The sequence below is a fragment of the Acerihabitans sp. genome (genome assembly GCF_036398755.1).
Classification (GTDB): Bacteria; Pseudomonadota; Gammaproteobacteria; order Enterobacterales; family Enterobacteriaceae; genus Acerihabitans.
Genome location: NZ_DASWOM010000028.1, coordinates 16027 through 29180, shown reverse-complemented (window position 1 = coordinate 29180; position 13154 = coordinate 16027). Strand labels below are relative to the sequence as shown.

Annotated in this window: 14 protein-coding genes; 11 read left to right on the top strand and 3 right to left on the bottom strand. The window is 58.8% G+C overall.

Annotated features, from left to right (window positions below; genetic code table 11):
* The 3 genes from VGC33_RS05525 to VGC33_RS05515 all read left to right on the top strand — a co-directional run.
* Positions 1–660 (top strand): toxin glutamine deamidase domain-containing protein (locus tag VGC33_RS05525; protein WP_331119752.1); only part of this gene is annotated, 660 nt, incomplete at its 5' end.
* Between the two features lie 88 nt (positions 661–748).
* Entirely contained in the window at positions 749–2029 is a 1281-nt protein-coding gene (locus VGC33_RS05520; protein WP_331119751.1) for an FAD-dependent oxidoreductase, read from the top strand.
* A 42-nt stretch (positions 2030–2071) separates the two neighbouring features.
* Positions 2072–3373 carry an alpha/beta fold hydrolase gene (locus VGC33_RS05515; protein WP_331119750.1) on the top strand — a complete coding sequence of 434 codons (1302 nt, stop codon included), beginning with the start codon at positions 2072–2074 and terminating at the stop codon, positions 3371–3373.
* Here the strand turns inward: VGC33_RS05515 and VGC33_RS05510 are convergent.
* The gene (locus tag VGC33_RS05510; protein WP_331119749.1) at positions 3370–3939 is read right to left on the bottom strand and encodes a GNAT family N-acetyltransferase; all 570 of its coding nucleotides are present in this window, start codon (positions 3937–3939) and stop codon (positions 3370–3372) included. The two genes, VGC33_RS05515 and VGC33_RS05510, sit on opposite strands and share 4 nt — an antisense overlap.
* A 51-nt stretch (positions 3940–3990) precedes the next feature.
* A complete protein-coding gene (locus VGC33_RS05505; RefSeq protein ID WP_331119748.1) occupies positions 3991–4956 on the bottom strand; it encodes a 2-hydroxyacid dehydrogenase in 966 nt (321 codons plus the stop codon).
* Positions 4957–5179: 223 nt separating this feature from the next.
* Here VGC33_RS05505 and VGC33_RS05500 point away from each other — a divergent pair, with 223 nt between their 5' ends.
* Together VGC33_RS05500 and VGC33_RS05495 are read left to right on the top strand one after the other, a co-directional pair.
* Positions 5180–5629, top strand: a complete 450-nt coding sequence (locus VGC33_RS05500) for a DUF4385 domain-containing protein (protein ID WP_331119747.1) — start codon at positions 5180–5182, stop codon at positions 5627–5629.
* A gap of 106 nt (positions 5630–5735) precedes the next feature.
* Positions 5736–6872: a mechanosensitive ion channel family protein gene (locus tag VGC33_RS05495; RefSeq protein WP_331119746.1), complete on the top strand. Its 1137-nt coding sequence runs from the start codon at positions 5736–5738 to the stop codon at positions 6870–6872.
* 122 nt (positions 6873–6994) lie between these two features.
* Here VGC33_RS05495 and VGC33_RS05490 read toward each other — a convergent pair whose 3' ends face one another.
* Positions 6995–7264 (bottom strand): YdgH/BhsA/McbA-like domain containing protein, encoded by a 270-nt coding sequence (locus VGC33_RS05490; protein WP_331119745.1) that lies wholly within the window; start codon positions 7262–7264, stop codon positions 6995–6997.
* A 513-nt stretch (positions 7265–7777) separates the two neighbouring features.
* Between VGC33_RS05490 and VGC33_RS05485 the strand changes: the two genes are divergently transcribed.
* The 6 genes from VGC33_RS05485 (at position 7778) to purB (ending at position 13046) form a co-directional block, all read left to right on the top strand.
* Positions 7778–8437 (top strand): MgtC/SapB family protein, encoded by a 660-nt coding sequence (locus VGC33_RS05485; RefSeq protein ID WP_331119744.1) that lies wholly within the window; start codon positions 7778–7780, stop codon positions 8435–8437.
* 66 nt (positions 8438–8503) lie between these two features.
* Positions 8504–9124, top strand: a complete 621-nt coding sequence (rluE, locus tag VGC33_RS05480; protein ID WP_414636890.1) for a 23S rRNA pseudouridine(2457) synthase RluE — start codon at positions 8504–8506, stop codon at positions 9122–9124.
* 64 nt (positions 9125–9188) lie between these two features.
* Entirely contained in the window at positions 9189–9641 is a 453-nt protein-coding gene (locus tag VGC33_RS05475; RefSeq protein WP_331119743.1) for an NUDIX domain-containing protein, read from the top strand.
* 121 nt (positions 9642–9762) lie between these two features.
* Positions 9763–10872, top strand: coding sequence for a tRNA 2-thiouridine(34) synthase MnmA (mnmA, locus tag VGC33_RS05470; RefSeq protein WP_331119742.1), 1110 nt, complete (start codon positions 9763–9765; stop codon positions 10870–10872).
* Positions 10873–11023: 151 nt separating this feature from the next.
* Complete coding sequence (gene hflD, locus VGC33_RS05465; protein ID WP_331119741.1) at positions 11024–11650, top strand: high frequency lysogenization protein HflD; 627 nt, start codon at positions 11024–11026, stop codon at positions 11648–11650.
* 25 nt (positions 11651–11675) lie between these two features.
* On the top strand, positions 11676–13046 hold the full coding sequence (purB, locus tag VGC33_RS05460; protein ID WP_331119740.1) for an adenylosuccinate lyase: 1371 nt from the start codon (positions 11676–11678) through the stop codon (positions 13044–13046).
* The last annotated feature ends 108 nt before the right edge of the window (positions 13047–13154 follow it).

The following is a 13154-nucleotide window of genomic DNA, read 5'->3' as shown; positions in this document are numbered from 1 at the left end:
CTCTACCGCAATCCCGTGGCGAAGAATGGAGCCTGCCCTCCCACCTATCAGGGCGGCACCGGAAGCCATGTCATTTATAACATCAAGCTGAAAACCTATATCCGTGACACGCTGCTGACGGAAGTTAACCGTCACGGCAGTCCGCCTTTATGGCTCCGTCCGCTGGCGGTCGTCGCCTCCTGGTTTGGCTTCCATGGCGTGGGCCAGACCAACTGCATGTCATGCGCCACGGCGGTGGCCGACACGTTGAAAACCGGCAATTTGCACACCGCCTTAACGGATCTGCGCGGCGGCAGTCCCGATCGGTTTGCCACCTTCGACAATGTCTCCAGAACGCTATTTGACTCAGCCGGGGAGCTCGCCGATAAACTGCGCAAAAGCGGCGATATCAACGCGGTGGTCACCGTGGAACGGCCCGGCTGGCGCAGGTTGTTCAGCCCGGTGTCCGGGCACGCCTGCAACATCATCAAAGCCGGCGATACCCTGCATCTGGTTGACGCGCAGAAAAAACGCCACGTGACCGTCGATCAAACCCAGGGCAAGGCCGCCATCCATAAGGCATTGCTGCAATTCCTCGGTCCGGTGGCGACCATCAGCAGGGCGATAAGCCTGGGCAATATTGGCTTTTTCCCGTCACCACCGATAGAACGGCAGGATTAGCCACCACGCTTTCACCGCTGATTCACTTGCAAGATGATAATTGATACGTATTATCAATTATCATCTTTTTATGGCACGGCACATTTTTATGGCTGTTGAATCCTCCCGTCCCGACCTGTCCACCGGCGGTTCGTCCCGGCCGGATATCCATACCGGCTGCTGCATCGTCGGCGGCGGACCCGCCGGCCTGATGCTGGGCTATCTGCTGGCCAGGGCCGGCATCGCCGTCACGGTGCTGGAAAAACATGCGGATTTCCTGCGCGATTTCCGCGGCGACACCATTCATCCCTCTACGCTTGAGATCATGTATCATCTCGATCTGCTCACCGATTTCCTGGCCCTGCCGCATCAACGGGTGGAAAAGCTGCGTGGCGAGTTTCGCGGCGAAACCGTCACCCTGGCGGATTTTTCCCGCCTGCCCACCCGGTGTAAATTTATGGCGTTTATGCCGCAGTGGGAGTTTCTGAATTTTTTGGCGGAGCGCGCCGAGGCCTTGCCGGGCTTCACGCTGCTGCGTTCCACTACCGCGCGGGAGCTGTTTAACGCCGGCGGCCGGGTGTGCGGCGTGGCGGCGGTGGATGGGCAGGATATGCCGCTGCGCATCCACGCCGCCCTGGTGGTGGGCACCGACGGGCGGCAGTCAATGGTGCGCGCCGCCGCCGGCCTGCCGGCGCGGGAGTTCGGCGCGCCGCGCGACGTGGTATGGTTCAGGCTGCCCAGGCAATCCGACGACACCGGCCAGTCCAGCGGCCACGGCGGGCCGAAAAATAATTTTATCATGCTCGATCGCGGCGACTACTGGCAGTGCGGCTACAGCATCGAAAAAGGCAGTTTCGCCGCCCTGCGCCGGGAGGGGCTGGCGACCTTGCTGCGACGGGTGGCGGAGGTGGCGCCGTTCGGTTATGACCGTTTGGCCGGCGCCGTCGTCGACTGGTCACAGGTGAAACTGCTGGTGATCCGCATCGATCGGTTACGGCGTTGGGCCGCCCCCGGCGTATTATGCATCGGCGATGCCGCCCATGCCATGTCGCCCATCGGCGGCGTCGGGGTTAATCTGGCCGTTCAGGATGCGGTGGCGGCGGCCAATCTGCTGACCGCCCCGCTGCTGCAAGGCCGGGTCACCCTGCGCCAGCTAAACCGGGTACAGCGGCGCAGGCGTTTTCCCACCTGGGCGTTGCAATCGCTGCAGATTATGCTTACCGGTAAAGGCAACCGGCCACGGGATCCGGCGCGCGCCCCCTCCGCCATCGGCGGCTGGATGCGGCGCCAGCCTTGGGTGCCGTTGATTTCAGGACGCATTATCGGCATGGGTTTTGGTACTGAAACACCCCTTCCCGCGCCGCAGGCACCCCGCAAATCATGCCGGTAGGCCATGCCCGCGCCTCATCATTGATTTCTTAAGGAAACGACGTTGATTTTGTCCGAATACATGATTCCCGGGATGCTGATACGCGATCGCCTGGTCACGGTGCCGCTGGACTGGTCCAACCCCGGCGATGGCCGCACCATCAAGATTTTCGCCAGGGAAGTGGTTGATCCGACGCGGCGCGACGCCGATTTACCGAAGCTCGCCTATATCCAGGGGGGCCCCGGCGGCAAAGGGCCGCGTCCGTCCCCGGGCGGCCCGGTTTGGCTGGCGCAAGCGCTGAAAACCCACCGGGTGATCCTGGTCGACCAGCGCGGCACCGGGCGCAGCGCCAGGGTGGAATCCGCCACCCTGTCCGCATTCGCCGATGCCGGCCAGGCCGCCGATTACCTGTGGTTGTTTCGCGCCGACAGTATCGTGCATGACTATGAATATCTACGCGAGCGCGTATTCGGCGGCGGGCGCTGGGAAATCCTCGGGCAAAGCTATGGTGGGTTTATCGCCTTAAGCTATCTGTCGATGGCGCCGCAGGGCCTGGCGGCCTGTTATATCACCGGCGGCCTGGCCGGGTTGGACGCCGACGCGGACGAGGTCTATCGCCGCACTTATCCACGGGTTGCCGCAAAAAATGACAGATATTACCGGCGCTATCCCCTTGATGGTTCGCGCATCGCCCGGGTGGCGGATATTATCGCGACGCAAGATATCCGCCTGCCGGACGGCGACCGCCTGAGCGTGCGGCGCCTGCAGACCCTGGGCAATGATTTCGGCCTGGCGCGGGGCTTTGAAAATATCCACTGGCTGATGGAGGAAGCCTTCAGCGACGAGAAGGAAACGCGCTTATCGGACCATTTTCTCGCCTCGGTCATGGCGTTGACCTCCTATGACAGTAACCCGCTCTACGCCGTGCTGCAGGAAATCATCTACGGCCACGGCGACCACGCCGGCCGCTGGAGCGCGCAGCGCATCCGGGCGTCGTTTCCCGAATTTTCCCCGGAACGCCGCCCGCTGCTGTTCACCGGCGAGATGATGTATCCCTGGATGTTCGAGGAAATCCGATCGCTACGGCCCTTCCGTGAGGTCGCGAACTTACTGGCCGAGCGCGGCGGCTATCCGCCCCTGTACGATCCGCCGCGGCTGGCGGCCAACGAGGTGCCGGTGGCCGCGGCTATCTACCACGACGATATGTTTGTCGACGCCGGGCTGTCGCTCGATACCGCCGCCCGGGTCGGCAACCTGCAGGCCTGGGTGACCAGCGAATACCAGCACGACGGCCTGCGCCAGTCGGCGTCGGTGCTGGGCCGGCTGCTGGAGGATGTGCGCGAGCGCGGCGGGCCGGTCCGTTAACGCCGGTGGTCAAGGCCGGGCGTTAACGGACCGGGTTGGTACTGGCGGCAATAGACGTTATGATCGACATAGCGATCGCCGATTTTTTCCGCCCTCACCTGGCAATAATCGAACTCAAACCCCAGCCGCTGGGCCAGCCGGTTGCTGGGGCGGTTGGCCGCCCCGCAGCGAATAATGAAGGTATCCAGTTTGCCCGCATCGCCATACCATGACATCAGCGCCGCCACCGCCCGCGACATCACGCCTTTGCCTTCATGGCGCGCGGCCAGCCAATAGCCGATTTCCGCCTGCCTGTCGTTAATGGTATTAAAAGACAGGATACCCGCGATGTCGCCCTCCCAGCGCACCACATAGACCGCCGATCGTCCGGCGGCGAACTCGGTACGGTTATGGCGAATATTGGCCAGGGTGTCATTGACGTTATGAATCAGCGGCGGCCAGGACAAATGCCGGCCCAGCCTTTCGCGCTCCGCGTGCACCAGCTCAAAAAGGGCCGGCGCGTCGCTTTCCTGCTGTAACGAGAGTATTAACGAGGGGGGACTGATAAGTTCACGGTAATCCAACATGCCGGTTCCTTATTATCACAAAGAAAGATTGAGCGTCTTGAGCCTGAAAGATTATATCGCCATGCCCGGCACCGGCGTCAACACCGGCCGGCCGGCGAAAAAGCGGGTTACGTTTTCCAGCACCCGCTCGAACATGGCGTCCAGCGCCTCGGGCGAGCGCGCGGCCACATGAGGCGTCAGGATAATATTGTCCAGCGCCAGCAGAGCGGCGGGCACCTTCGGCTCACCCTCCAATACATCCAGCGCGGCGCCGGCGATGGCCCGGCGGCGCAGGCAATCGATCAGCGCGCCGGTATCCACCACGCTGCCGCGGGACACATTGACCAAAAAACCGTCCGCGCCCAGCGCCGCCAGCGCCTGGGCATTGATCAAATGCCGTGTCGCGGCCCCTCCCGGCGTGCATACCACCAGGAAATCCGCCCAGCGCGCCAGCGCGTCCAGACTGTCGCAATAGCGATAATCGCTATCGGCGCGCGGGGTGCGGCTATGGTAGGCCACTTCCATATCAAACCCCCCGGCGCAGCGTTGGGCGATTTTAAGGCCGATATTGCCCAGCCCCACTATCCCGAGGCGCCGCCCGGTGAGCTGCGGGCGGGTTCGCCGCGCCTGTTGCCATTCCCCGCGATGGACCGCGCGGTCGAGGTCGGGAATATTGCGCACTATCGCCGCCAGCAGCGCCACCGCGTGGTCGGCGACGGCGGTATCGTTGGTGCCGGCGCCGTTGGTGACCATAATGCCGCGCGCCCGCGCGGCGTCCAGATCGATCTTTTCAAACCCCACCCCCTGGCAGCAAATCAGCCGCAGGTTAGGCAACGCGTCCATATCCGCCGCGCTCAGGCCGATGGAGCCAATGGTCAGCACCGCCTCCACCCTGGCGGGGTCTATGCTGCCGTCAGCGGGCAGGATCGGGCTAAGCTCGTTCTCCCGCAACGCGGGGCACAGGCGAAAACCGGCCCGCGCGAAGGCGGGACGGAACGGGGTGGGGATATCGACGTGCAGCAATACCGAAATAGACATAGGTCACAGGAAAAAATGGCGCGTATTTATAACCATACCTCAGAAAGATGACGCATAAAAGTTTCTGCTTACGCCTGCGGTCATTTCACATGGTGCATTGGCTATCCCCTGCGCCGCGTTAAACAGATGGCCATGGCACGACGGCACGCAAGGCAACGGAACGGTGTGCATTTTTTTCGTCGCGTTGGCTATGCTTAAAAAAACCCCGCAATTGAACCTGGTTATGCGCCCATTTGATTATCAACAAGATTTTGCCCATACGGATTTCCGCCGCCATCCCGAGCGCTATCAGGTGGGACGCGGCGAGCAGGGCGTGCTGCTGGTTGAACCTTACAAAAGCGAGATCCTGCCGCACTGGCGCTTTAAAAACGCCGATATCGCCAGGGCGTCGGCTGAAAAAATTTTTGTCATGTTCGAGCGCTATCGTTGCCAGGATGATTTTGTCGGCATGGATATGGCGCGCAAGTTCATCCAGATGGGCTATACCCGCGCCAGGCGTTACGCCAATCATCAGGGCGGCAAAAAATACGCCGCCGACGGCACGGTGCTGCCTTATATCGTCGATCGGCAGAAGGCGGATGCCGCCGCGGTCTTTAAACATTATTGGGATCGGCTGCGCGCCGATGACGATTATCAGCAGCGCAAAAAACGTCACCAAGGTCTATACGGCTGACGATGGCGGCCTTCATTTGCCGCCTCGCCGATTATGTGCCACTTTGTAATCATTATAATTTTTATAATTAATTTTTTTTTTTACTTGTCTGCTTGGGAGAAACCGTATGGAGATGTTGAGGAACCTGAATTTTTTCCGCCTTATCACCTCCGGCGATTTTTGGCTGAACATCGCCATTATTATCGCCGCCACCCTGGTCATCCACTGGGTTATCTCGCGCGCGATCCAACTGGTGGGCCACCGGGTGAAGCAGTGGAGCACCGGGCGGCACAGCGCCATGTACCAGATTGCGGTTGAGATGCTGGACAATACCAAGCGGGTGCTGATCCTGTTCACCGCCTTCCTTATCAGCATGCGTTTTATCGAGCTGCCCGGCACCTGGCACAGCGCCCTGGCGCACGGCTGGTTCCTGGTGTTCGCCATCCAGATTGCCCTGTGGCTGGACAGCGCCGCCCATGTCTGGTCGCAAAAGGTGGTTAACCAGCCCGGCGCGGTGCGCAATACCGTGACCATGGTTATCCTGGGCGTGATGATCCGCCTGTTGATATGGGCGCTGATGCTGCTGTCCATCCTCGGCAACGTGGGGGTCAACATCACCGCGCTGGTGGCCAGCCTCGGCGTCGGCGGCATCGCCATCGCGCTGGCGATCCAGACCGTGCTGAGCGATGTGTTCGCCTCGCTGGCCATTGGTTTTGACAAGCCCTTTGTTATCGGCGACTTCGTGGTATTCAACGATATCGCCGGCACCATTGAGCATATCGGCCTGAAAACCACCCGCATACGCAGCCTGAGCGGCGAGCAGATTGTCTGCGCCAACGCCATACTGCTGCAGCAGACCATCCATAACTATAAACGCATGCAGACCCGGCGCATCGTGTTTACCTTCGGACTGGCGTATTCAACGCCGCCGGAAAAGCTGCGCCTTGTGGGACCGACTATCAAACGCATCATTGACGAAATAGAGGAAACCCGCTTTGACCGGGCGCATTTCCTGTCATTTGATAATTTCCGCCTGACTTATGAAGTGGTGCATATCGTCGCCAGCGCCGATTATAATAAATACATGGATATTCAGCAGGAAATCAATATTCGCCTGATGGAAGAGCTGGAAAATATGGAAATCAAACTGGCGATACCCACGCAAAACATTTTATTCACCGAGCGGGAATTCCCCCAGATACAGGTGCTGGAACCGGGATCACGGGAGAATTCGACGCCCCCACGGGAAAGCCCGCAGGCATAATCATTACCCCGGGTTGGCGGCAACGCCGGCCGGGTAATCTCGGGTGAGCGCATGCTGTGACCGGCCTGGCCGGGCCGCCGGTGCGGGCTCCCGCGCCGGCGGGAGCCCGTCATTAGCTGTTATTAACGATAAAGCTCGGCGTCCCCGGACCACGCGCTGGAATCCCCCGGGTTGTCAACGCCGATAATACGGTAGTAGGGCGCGTTTTCTTGCCGTGCCTTTTGCCGCAGCGCGTGGGTGGCATCGTCCGTTGAACCCTCAAGACCCGACACTGATACCGTGCCGATGCGTTGGTGGCCCGCCGCCTGTTCCTGGCTGATTTCCTGCGTCGCCTGGCTTGAAAATGATAGGCCGGCGATTATTGCTGTAAAGATGTAGGGTATTATTTTCATGATACGATCCTCAGTGAAACGAGATCATCAATTTTTCGCGCCTGATAATATTGCGGGCGCGATCCTAACAACGAGTCATGTTAATAACTCCATTACACCAGAACGGCATAACGTTCAATAAGAATAGGCCTGGATGACATCCACAGATATGTGGGCAATGTAACATAATTTGACGACGGCCATATATTAAAGCCGTTAATATATTTAATTAATTTATTAAAGTGCATATTCCCAAGCTTGCCCTATTTTTTCTATTGAAATTTATCATATTTTAAGCCATGCCCAATATTGCCAAGAATATTTTATTCGATGTCATCGGTTAATGACAAAAACTTACCTTATTACGACACATCAGCTAACAGTTGGTTTAACTATTGCGATAATCAAATAAACCATCCCGGTAACAAATTTCAACATATTTATTGATTGAAGAACCCTATGATAAATCCGATACTTAGCCTGTAGCGCGACAAAAAACGCCTGGCATTTAACGCACTTGGTCAAGGAGTCATCATGGATACCGAATTATTGCTGCGCATTGCCCTGGCCGGCGGGCTGGGCGCGCTGATTGGGGTGGAGCGTCAGCTGCGGGCCAAGGAAGCCGGTTTACGCACTCATATTCTGGTTTGCATCGGCAGCGCAATGTTTATGATTGTCTCGAAATACGGTTTTGCCGACCTGTTGGCCAACGGCCATAATATTGCCCTCGACCCCAGCCGGATCTCAGCCCAGGTGGTCAGCGGCATCGGGTTTCTCGGCGCGGGCACCATTATGCTAAATAAACAAATCGTTCGCGGCCTGACCACCGCGGCCGGGCTGTGGGTCACCGCCGCCCTCGGGCTGATTGTCGGCAGCGGCATGTACGCCATCGGCATTTTCGGCACCCTGATGACGCTTGTGGTGCTCGAAGGCGTGCGGCAATTAAGCAACCGGCTGATCGGCCAGCGTTATATGTTAATGTTGTCGCTGGCGCCCGCCAGCATCGATTTGGTGATGCAGGCGTTACGGAAACTGCATGTCCGCGTAATACGTTCGTCGGTGGTCCGTAACGATGATGAAAATAAAGACTGTAAAATGACGCTGGAAGTGATGATGCACGCCCGCTATAAACCCGCGGGAATTTATAGCCATCTGCTGGCCATAGAAGGCCTGCATAAAATTGATATTCGTTAGCAGCGCCAAAGCTAACCTCATCCGGGCCGTTTTGCAGTATAATGTCGCCTATAACCTCCACCGCGTATCTATGGCGAACCTCCTATTAAAAATAACAGTCTTTCCCGATTCAGTCCGCGCCGCCCTCCCGCCCCGATGCGGGGGCCGAGGCGCGTTATTCTCTTCAACAAGCCTTATGATGTCCTGCCGCAGTTTACCGATGACGCCGGCCGCCTGACCCTGAAACACTTTATTCCGGTGCCGGATATCTACGCCGCGGGGCGACTGGATCGCGATAGCGAGGGATTGATGATCCTGACCAATGACGCCAAATTAAAGACGCGTTTAACACAGCCGGCGGAAAAAACGGCTAAGATTTATTATGTGCAGGTGGAAGGCGAACCGGCAGACGCCGCGCTGAAACTGCTGCGTACCGGCGTCACCCTAAGCGACGGTCCCACCCTGCCCGCCGGCGCGCAGCGCGTGAAGGAACCGGCCTGGCTATGGGCGCGCACGCCGCCCATCCGGGAACGTAAAGCCATCCCGACCTGCTGGCTTAAAGTGACCTTATATGAAGGCCGGAACCGTCAGGTCCGGCGCATGACCGCCCATATCGGCCACCCTACCCTGCGTCTTATCCGTTATCAAATGGCGGATCAAACCCTGATGGATCTGGCGCCGGGCGAATGGCGCGAGGTTCAGTTGTAACCATCGCTATTTCACGGATGCCGGATCAAGGCATCCCGCAATCCGCAAGCGTTAAGGAGCGCGCATGTTCAAGCCGCATGTCACCGTTGCCTGTGTTGTCCAGGCGGAAAACCATTTCCTGATTGTCGAGGAAACCATTCACGGCAATCCACGCTGGAACCAGCCGGCGGGCCATCTGGAGGCGGACGAAACCATCATCCAGGCCGCGCGGCGCGAGCTTTACGAGGAAGCGGGCATTCACGCCCAGCCCCAGGCGCTGCTGCGTATCCATCAGTGGATAGCGCCCGATAAAACGCCGTTCCTGCGCTTTTTATTCGCCATTGATTTGCCGGAACGCGTTACCGTTATTCCACGGGACGACGACATCGATCGTTGCCTGTGGCTGCCGGCGGAGGAGATCCTGGCCTCGGATCAGCTGCGCTCGCCGCTGGTGGCGCAAAGTATCCTTTGCTATCAAGCGAATACTCGTTATCCGCTGGAGATGCTGGCCGCGTTTCAATGGCCCTTTGCGCTCTAACGCTCTTTCCGTCACCCCGGCGCGGTGGCGCGCGGGGTGCCTGGCGTGGTAAAATCCGCCCCCTCGTATCATCAGCGCGCGATGTATTATAAAGGCGCTCTAGCCCGTTTGTGAGAATCCCATGTCAGAAAACAGCCAGCGTAAAGTCATTGTCGGTATGTCCGGCGGTGTTGATTCCTCCGTTTCCGCCTATCTGCTGCAGCAGCAGGGTTATCAGGTCGAGGGGCTGTTTATGAAAAACTGGGAGGAGGACGACAATGAGGAGTACTGCACCGCGGCAAGCGATCTGGCCGACGCGCAGGCGGTCTGCGATAAATTGTCCATCCCCTTGCACACGGTGAATTTCGCCGCGGAATACTGGGACAACGTATTTGAACTGTTCCTGGCCGAATATAAGGCCGGGCGCACGCCCAACCCCGATGTGCTGTGCAATAAGGAGATCAAGTTCAAGGCCTTTCTTGAATTTGCCGCCGAAGACCTGGGCGCCGATTTTATCGCCACCGGCCACTATGTGCGCCGCCGCGACGTGGCGGGCAAAAGCCAGTTGCTGCGCGGTCTCGACGATAATAAAGACCAGAGTTATTTTTTATATACCCTCGGCCATGGCCAGTTGGCGCAGTGCCTGTTCCCGGTGGGCGAACTGGCCAAGCCCGAAGTGCGGCGCATCGCCGCGGAGCTTGGGCTGGTGACCGCCGCCAAAAAGGACTCCACCGGCATCTGTTTTATCGGCGAGCGCCGGTTCCGTGAATTTCTCGGCCGCTACCTGCCGGCCCAGCCCGGGCCGATCCTTACCGTGGACGGACAGCGGGTCGGCGATCACCAGGGCCTGATGTACCACACCCTTGGCCAGCGTAAAGGGCTGGGCATCGGCGGCACCAAAGAAGGCAACGATGAGCCGTGGTATGTGGTGGACAAGCTGATGGACGATAACGTCCTGGTGGTCGCCCAGGGCCATGAGCATCCGCGCCTGATGTCGGTGGGCCTGGTTGCCGGGCAGTTGAACTGGGTTGACCGGCTGCCCCTGGCCGGTCCCCTGCGCTGCGTGGTGAAAACCCGCTACCGCCAGCAGGACGTGCCCTGCCTGGTCGAACCGCTGGCGGACGGGCAGATCAGGGTGCTGTTCGACGCGCCGGTGGCGGCGGTGACCCCCGGGCAGTCGGCGGTTTTTTATCGTGACGAGCTGTGCCTGGGCGGCGGCGTTATAGAAGCCCGTCTGCCGGTGCGGGGTTAAACCTGATCTGGGTTTAACCCGCGTTTTGTGGCAAAATCGACGGCAATGGCCTGAGCATCCCTTATCGCAGGGTAAGTCCGGCAGGCGTTGGCACGCCGTTCTTGCGTGCTTAACCGCCATCGCATCATCAGGGAAGTGTACAGGAGTAACTTTGGCTAAGAATTATTATGATATTACGCTGGCATTGGCCGGGATCTGCCAAAGCGCGTTATTGGTCCGGCAATTAGCCCATAAGGGCGTCTGCGACGACGACGCCCTCGACGTCTCGTTGCGCAGCGTGCTTGATCTCAATCCGTCCACGACGCTTAAGGTGTACGGCGATCGGCCGGTGAATCTCAAACCCGGCCTGGAAGCGATGACCGGTATGCTTAACGCCTCGCGTGAAGGCGTGGCGGCGGATATCACGCGCTATACCCTGAGTCTGATGGTGCTGGAGCGTAAACTGCATGCCAATAAAAACGCCCTGGACGAACTGGCGAAGCGTATCGGCCAGCTTGAACGCCAGCTGTCTCATTTTGAATTAATGTCGGAGACCCTGATAAGCGCCATGGCGTCGATTTACGTCGACGTCATCAGCCCGCTGGGTCCGCGCATACAGGTGACCGGTACCCCGGCCATGCTGCAGAACCTGCAGGTGCAGGCCAAGGTACGCGCCACGCTGCTGGCCGGCATCCGTTCCGCGGTGCTGTGGCAGCAGGTGGGCGGCGGCCGTCTGCAATTGATGTTCGGCCGCAATCGCCTGTTCAAACAGGCCCGGCAAATTCTTGCACAATGTTGAAAACTTATCCCAGGAGTCGCAATCGATGGAATTATCCTCACTGACCGCCGTTTCCCCCATTGACGGCCGCTACGGCGACAAAGTCAGCGCCTTGCGCGCCATTTTCAGTGAATATGGCTTGCTGAAATACCGCGTGCGGGTGGAAGTGCGCTGGCTGCAAAAACTGGCCGCGTGCGCCGATATCAGGGAAGTTCCGCCATTTGACGCGCAAGCAAACGCTTACCTTGATGAATTAGCGGCCAACTTCAGCGAGCAGGATGCCGCGCGCATCAAAACCATCGAACGCACCACCAATCATGACGTGAAGGCGGTGGAGTATTTTCTCAAGGAGCGGGTGGCCGCGGTGCCGGCCCTGCACGCGGTAAGCGAATTTATCCATTTCGCCTGCACGTCGGAAGACATCAACAACCTGTCCCATGCCCTGATGCTGCAAACCGCCCGCCAGGACGTGATCCTGCCCTACTGGCGTAAAATCATCGACGGCATCAAGGCGCTGGCGCGGCTGTACCGGGATATTCCCCTGTTATCCCGCACTCACGGGCAACCCGCCACCCCGTCCACGGTCGGCAAGGAAATGGCTAACGTGGCTTACCGGATGGACCGCCAGTACCGGCAGCTCTCGCAGGTGGAGATCCTCGGTAAAATCAATGGCGCGGTGGGCAATTACAACGCGCATATCGTCGCCTACCCGCAGGTGGACTGGCACCGGTTCAGCGAGGAGTTCGTCACCTCTCTCGGCATAGGCTGGAACCCCTACACCACCCAGATAGAACCCCACGACTACATCGCCGAACTGTTTGACTGCGTGGCGCGGTTTAATACCATCCTTATCGATTTCAACCGCGATATCTGGGGTTATATCGCCCTGAACCATTTTAAACAACGCACCGTGGCCGGTGAGATCGGCTCCTCCACCATGCCGCATAAAGTCAACCCGATCGATTTTGAAAATTCGGAAGGCAACCTGGGCATGGCTAACGCCATCATGGGGCATCTGGCAGCCAAACTGCCGGTCTCCCGCTGGCAGCGCGACCTGACCGACTCCACCGTGCTGCGCAATCTGGGCGTCGGCATCGGTTATGCCCTTATCGCGTATCAGTCAACGCTAAAGGGCGTCGGAAAGCTGGAAGTCAACGCCGACCGTTTACTGGCGGAGCTGGACCAGAACTGGGAAGTGCTCGCGGAGCCGATTCAAACGGTGATGCGCCGCTACGGCATAGAAAAACCCTACGAAAAGCTTAAGGAATTAACCCGCGGCAAACGCGTCGACGCCGCCGGCATCAAGGACTTTATCGATAGCCTGCCGCTGCCGGAAGACGAAAAAACCCGGCTTAAGACCCTGACTCCGGCTAATTATATCGGTCGGGCCGTAACCATGGTCAACGAACTGAAATAATGCCCGGCGTGCAAGATGCCCGCATCGAACGCGGCGGTTAAAGCTCTGTTGAAGATAAGTTTAGCCATCCTCTGGGATACTCTCCCAAAAGACGTCCATCAGCCCAGG

Excerpts from the sequence above, each read along its gene's own strand:
- VGC33_RS05520 (WP_331119751.1), top strand. The coding sequence starts at position 749 with ATGGCTGTTGAATCCTCCCGTCCCGACCTGTCCACCGGCGGTTCGTCC.
- VGC33_RS05510 (WP_331119749.1), bottom strand. The coding sequence starts at position 3,939 with ATGTTGGATTACCGTGAACTTATCAGTCCCCCCTCGTTAATACTCTCG.
- VGC33_RS05505 (WP_331119748.1), bottom strand. The coding sequence starts at position 4,956 with ATGTCTATTTCGGTATTGCTGCACGTCGATATCCCCACCCCGTTCCGT.
- VGC33_RS05500 (WP_331119747.1), top strand. The coding sequence starts at position 5,180 with ATGCGCCCATTTGATTATCAACAAGATTTTGCCCATACGGATTTCCGC.
- VGC33_RS05495 (WP_331119746.1), top strand. The coding sequence starts at position 5,736 with ATGGAGATGTTGAGGAACCTGAATTTTTTCCGCCTTATCACCTCCGGC.
- VGC33_RS05490 (WP_331119745.1), bottom strand. The coding sequence starts at position 7,264 with ATGAAAATAATACCCTACATCTTTACAGCAATAATCGCCGGCCTATCA.
- VGC33_RS05485 (WP_331119744.1), top strand. The coding sequence starts at position 7,778 with ATGGATACCGAATTATTGCTGCGCATTGCCCTGGCCGGCGGGCTGGGC.
- VGC33_RS05475 (WP_331119743.1), top strand. The coding sequence starts at position 9,189 with ATGTTCAAGCCGCATGTCACCGTTGCCTGTGTTGTCCAGGCGGAAAAC.
- mnmA (WP_331119742.1), top strand. The coding sequence starts at position 9,763 with ATGTCAGAAAACAGCCAGCGTAAAGTCATTGTCGGTATGTCCGGCGGT.
- purB (WP_331119740.1), top strand. The coding sequence starts at position 11,676 with ATGGAATTATCCTCACTGACCGCCGTTTCCCCCATTGACGGCCGCTAC.